The sequence below is a fragment of the Flavobacterium sp. genome (assembly GCF_003525665.1).
Classification (GTDB): domain Bacteria; phylum Bacteroidota; class Bacteroidia; order Flavobacteriales; family Flavobacteriaceae; genus Flavobacterium.
On the sequence record NZ_DQDX01000071.1, the window covers coordinates 11,474 to 16,555 of the forward strand.

At 32.6% G+C, this 5,082-nt stretch carries 4 protein-coding genes; 1 reads left to right on the forward strand and 3 read right to left on the reverse strand.

Going from position 1 to position 5,082, the window contains the following annotated elements; all coding sequences use genetic code 11:
* Nucleotides 1–128: 128 nt before the first annotated feature.
* Nucleotides 129–1,460, reverse strand: a complete 1,332-nt coding sequence (locus DIU01_RS05020; RefSeq protein ID WP_290832146.1) for an ammonium transporter — start codon at nt 1,458–1,460, stop codon at nt 129–131.
* A gap of 674 nt (nt 1,461–2,134) precedes the next feature.
* On the opposite strand from DIU01_RS05020, the gene DIU01_RS05025 reads away from it, so the two are divergent.
* Nucleotides 2,135–2,707, forward strand: a complete 573-nt coding sequence (locus DIU01_RS05025) for a 2OG-Fe(II) oxygenase (protein WP_290832147.1) — start codon at nt 2,135–2,137, stop codon at nt 2,705–2,707.
* A 6-nt stretch (nt 2,708–2,713) separates the two neighbouring features.
* Here the strand turns inward: DIU01_RS05025 and DIU01_RS05030 are convergent, their stop codons facing one another.
* Nucleotides 2,714–4,108, reverse strand: a complete 1,395-nt coding sequence (locus DIU01_RS05030; RefSeq protein WP_290832148.1) for a Sau3AI family type II restriction endonuclease — start codon at nt 4,106–4,108, stop codon at nt 2,714–2,716.
* A gap of 2 nt (nt 4,109–4,110) precedes the next feature.
* Nucleotides 4,111–5,082 (reverse strand): DUF1524 domain-containing protein (locus DIU01_RS05035; protein WP_290832149.1); only part of this gene is annotated, 972 nt, incomplete at its 5' end.

A 5,082-nucleotide genomic window follows, 5' to 3' on the forward strand; every position in this document is an offset into this window, starting at 1 on the left:
CATTTTTTCATAGGTTATCGATTAGCTACGCTCAGTTCGGTAAAAGCCTCTGGTCAATTTTAAATTTCAAAAATTAGCATTTTTAAAACACAAAACCTTAGTGCCTTGGCGTCTTTGTGGCAAAAAAACTAAAACTTCTCACCATGCTGCGATAAATCCAAACCTAAATCTTCTGATTCTTCGGTAACACGAATTGGAATTATAAAATTAGTAACTTTAAAAAGTAAGTACGCACCACCAAAAGTAAAAGCCGAAACCAGTACCAAAGCTATCATGTGGTGACCAAAAACACTCCATCCGCCGTGAAGCAAACTCGCATTTTCTCCTTGAGCGAAGATTGCTGTTAGAATCATACCCATAATTCCGCCAACGCCATGGCAGGCAAAAACGTCTAGCGTGTCGTCTATTTGCTTTAGCTTTTTCCAATAGACCATTTTGTTGGAAACTATCGCGCCAATAAATCCGAAAAAAATACTTTGCGGAACCGTTACAAATCCTGCTGATGGCGTAATGACCACCAATCCAACAACTGCACCAATACAAGCTCCAAGTGCCGAAACTTTTCGTCCATTTAATCGATCGAAGAAAACCCAAGTCATCATTGCCGATGCCGATGCGATTGTAGTTGTTGCAAATGCCATTGCCGCCGTTGCATTTGCTGCCAAAGCCGAACCAGCATTGAATCCGAACCAACCAAACCACAACAATCCAGTTCCTAATAATACAAACGGAATGTTGGTAGGAATGTGTTCGCTATTTTTTCGTTTGCCCAAGACAATAACTCCAGCTAATGCTGCGAAACCTGCGCTCATGTGCACCACTGTACCTCCAGCGAAATCCTTAACTCCGAAATAACTACCTAAAAGGCCGTGAGGATGCCAAATCATGTGACATAACGGAGCATAAATACAAACTGTGAACAAACAAATAAATAGGAGAAAGGAGATAAAGCGAATGCGCTCGGCCAATGCGCCGGTGATGATTGCAGGCGTAATCACAGCAAATTTCATTTGGAAAAGGGCAAAAAGAATAAACGGTATTGTAGAACCCAACGACTTGTGAGGCAAAAGTTCTACTTGATCGAAAAAAGCATAATTAAATGGGTTGCCTATTATTCCGTAGTGCGTTCCGTCGATGGTTAGACCTATTGGGTTTCCGAAGGATAAACTGAAACCTACGGTTACCCAAAGCAAACTCACAACGCCAAGGCAAATAAAACTTTTGAGCATGGTAGAAATGACGTTTTTCTTGCCCACCATTCCGCCATAGAAAAAAGAAAGTCCTGGCGTCATTAGTAAAACCAAGCAAGATGCGGTTAGTAACCAAGCTACATCGGCAAAATTGATAGTGCTTGCCTCATTAAAATCGGTTGTTGGCGCTTGGTGTTTCCAAAACAAACCAGTTATAGCTACAATTGTAATAATTATAAAAGCCGATATCCAACGTTTTTCTAATTTCATTTTGTTTGTACCCTAAAATTTATGGGGTAAAATTATAAAATAATTAAATAATATGGTTTTTAAGTCTAAAATAATTGGGGTTAAAAATCAATTTTTATTAAAAATACAATTTTAGGTTTGTTTTTGTGTAAAGTTTATGGAATTTGTGAATTAAATTAGTACTAAGTTGTTGATATGATTTAAATAAGGTCTTCGACAGGCTCAGACTGACAGTAGGTTTTTGAATTGGCTTTTTTGTACAATATAAGTTTATCTTTCTACAGAACATAATTTACTCCGGATTGTCACACTGAGCTTGCTTGTATTGAGCTAAGTCGAAATATCGAAGTGGTTTGAGTTTTAAAAAGGTCTTCGACAGGCTCAGACTGACAGCAGTTTTTTCGATTGGCTTTTTTGCAAAATTAGAAGTTTATCTTTCTACAGAACTCAATTTATTACGAATTGTCACACTGAGCCTGTCGAAGTGGTTTTAGTGTACACAAAAGGTCTTCAATATTTCGAATAAGCATTATGCAGGCAAGTTCAGATTTACAGAGCGTTTTAATAACTACCAGCGTTTGTCCAAAAGGGTTGTTTATATTATCTAAAATGTAATGCTATCGCTTTTTAAAAGCCTACCTTGCTAAGCTTGTCTAATCGAGTGCAAATGTGAAATGGATGCGAGTTTTAAAACCTTGATTACAAGTTTTATTGAAAATAATGTGGGAATTGCCGATGATTTTTTGAGTGATGACTTGTGTCAGCATTTAAAAGAAAATCTATTGCAATTGAACGACAGCAAATTGATGAAAAATGCTGGCGTAGGTAATGATGGCAAGAAGGTTGTAGACGATTTAATTAGAAATGACAAAATTTATTGGTTGGATAAAGCGCACAATAACGAATTTGAAAACGCTTTTTTTGCCAAAATTGATGCTTTTGTGGCGCACTTAAACCGCAGTTGTTTTACCAATATTAAAAGCTACGAATTTCACTACTCGTTGTATGAATCGGGTAGTTTTTACAGACCACATTTTGACCAATTTGAAGACGATGCCAAGCGCCAATTCTCGATGATTAGTTACTTAAACGCCAATTGGGAACTAAAAGACGGCGGCGAACTAAAGATTTACCAAGACCACAACAACCAAACGATTGCACCAATACAAGGCAAAACGGTTTTCTTTAAAAGTCACGATTTAGAGCATGAGGTTTTGGTGACGAATGAGAGGAGAATGAGTGTTACTGGTTGGTTGAAAAGAGGATGATTTTAATTATTTCAAATAAATTTGGTCTCTAACATAAGTATTATTAAGCCAAAAGCAATGTTTAGTATATTCATTTAGTTTTGTCAATTTGTCTTTTTTTGGTAATTCATATGTATCAAGAGCGTTTGTTGCGTGAGGACGAACGTGAGAAATTGGACTAAATTTCTTGCTTGGAAAATTTGTGAAACGAATTTCTTTACCTTTTTTATTTGTCTTTATTTCTTTAATGATTTCGCCTTTTGAAACTATTTGTTTTGTTTTTGTCCATACTTTTTCAACTTCCATTAAGTCTAAATATGGCATATTCCAAAACTTAACTTTCTTCAAAACAAGTTTTTCATTCTCAAATTGAAAGAAAACAAATAGAAATTTATGTTCTAAAATATCCTTAAAGTCAGAATCTTCCCAATTTTGATTTACAATTTCTTCATACTTGAAATTTGGGAAAGAAATATCTTCTTTTGGCAAATCATTTTCTTTTAAACGAACTGTTTTTACAATAATTTCAGCTTTTTCGAATTCCTCAATTTCTTTATCAAGTTCAATTCCAAGAATTGCTTTTGTCAAATTTGCGTAAAAACTTTTTGCCTTTGTATTGATTTCAATTTTCAGAATTTTGACAATTTCTTGTTCCGTTTTGCCATAAAATGGTTTAAACTTGGAAATTACTATTTCTTCAATTGTTAGCTTTTTTGCAACTTGAACATTAGGAATTAATTTTCCGTAAATCTCCTTGCTTTCATTTGCAATAGACGCAATTATATGATTTACGTAACCTTGTTTAAAAGAGTATGCTCTTTGTTTTGCTGGAATTTCAGAAAAAGGTTGTTGTCTTACAGACAACGCATTTGCACCTTTGGTGCATGCGCCAAGGTAAAAAGTATCGCCTTCAGAAAGTTCATGTGCTTTTCCATCGGCAATTTTCTTTGTAATTAGCTCCCAATCTTTTTTTATAATCTCTAAATCTGTTGATGGAAAACTCCATTCATCAACAAGTTTTATCAAGTAATCTAAAATGTCAAAACCTGCTTGATGTAAATAGAAAATTAAAAGAATACTTGAATTCTTTTTAACAAAATCACTATTTTCAAAATGCTGGTTAACAACATTAACGTAGTTAATGATGTTTAAAACTAATCGCTCTTTAGAGCGATATTCATTGTTTTTTAATTGTTTTAAAGGAGAAGATTTTAGCTCCATTCCAATTTGAGCAAAATCTGCTTCTGCCAAAGAGTTTGGTTCATAACCAAAATAAAATTTCTCTAAAACTTGCCCAAAATTTCCTTTTCCAGAATAGGAGTGCTCCAAAATATTTGGATTACAAACTTGTCGTAAAGATTTTCCTTTTAGTTTTTTTGCATACTCAATAATAGAGTTTTTATCATTTGGATTGTAATTCATATCTAAATGCCCATTTTTTTCTTTAAATCATCATTCCATATTTCATAAGCTTTTCTTGATAAATAATCTAACCTTTTTTCAATAGCTTCGAAATCTTTTGCGGTTCTTATTTTGTCAAAATCCCATTCTTTATTCTCAATGTTATCAACTAATTCATTTACTAATTTTATTGTTGAACCATTTTCTTTAATAATTTTTATTTTATCTGAAATTATTTTATTTTCTAATTTGCCATTTGTAACTTTACTAATAATAGTCAAATTTCCCAAAGTGTTTACGTATTGTTTTATGAGTTTTTTGGATACTTTCCATTGTCTTGGGTCTCTTGGAAGAATATGTTCAATACTAACCTTTTCTTCGTTATAACCTTCGTTTTTATTCCCGCCAATTTTTTCCTCAAATTCGTTTAAAACATATCTAATAATAATTCTAGATTTTTGGTCTTCTTTATATTCAATCGTTTTAAAACCATCATTAAAGTTATCAAAAGTTGGCATTTTTGTTTTAAATTCTGCATAGAGATTTTTTGTAAAAATTTCTACAAAATGATTTTTCTGCTTTTTATTCTCTACCCCATCTTCGATTTTTTTACAAAAATCACTGACTAATTTAAAATACCAATTTCCAGGTAAACTTAGAATCTGAAAATATAAAAAAGTAAACTTTTGAATTATCTCCCACCTATTTGATAACTGAAATGGTATATTTGTCTCCTTTTCTTGTGAATCTAAATTTCTAAATAGACATAAATATAAAATAATCCATGTTTTTGCTTTGGTGCTTCTCAAAACTCTCAGACTATTATAAACTTTGATGGCTTCACTTCTATCATTTTTGAAGAAGAGAAGAATATCATCAAAGCTACCATTTAAGATTAAATTTAGATATTCAGCATTTAAAACCAAATCATTTAAAAAATTTTCCCAATTTTTTTTATTTAATTTAAATTTATCTCTTATTGATGAATATAATTT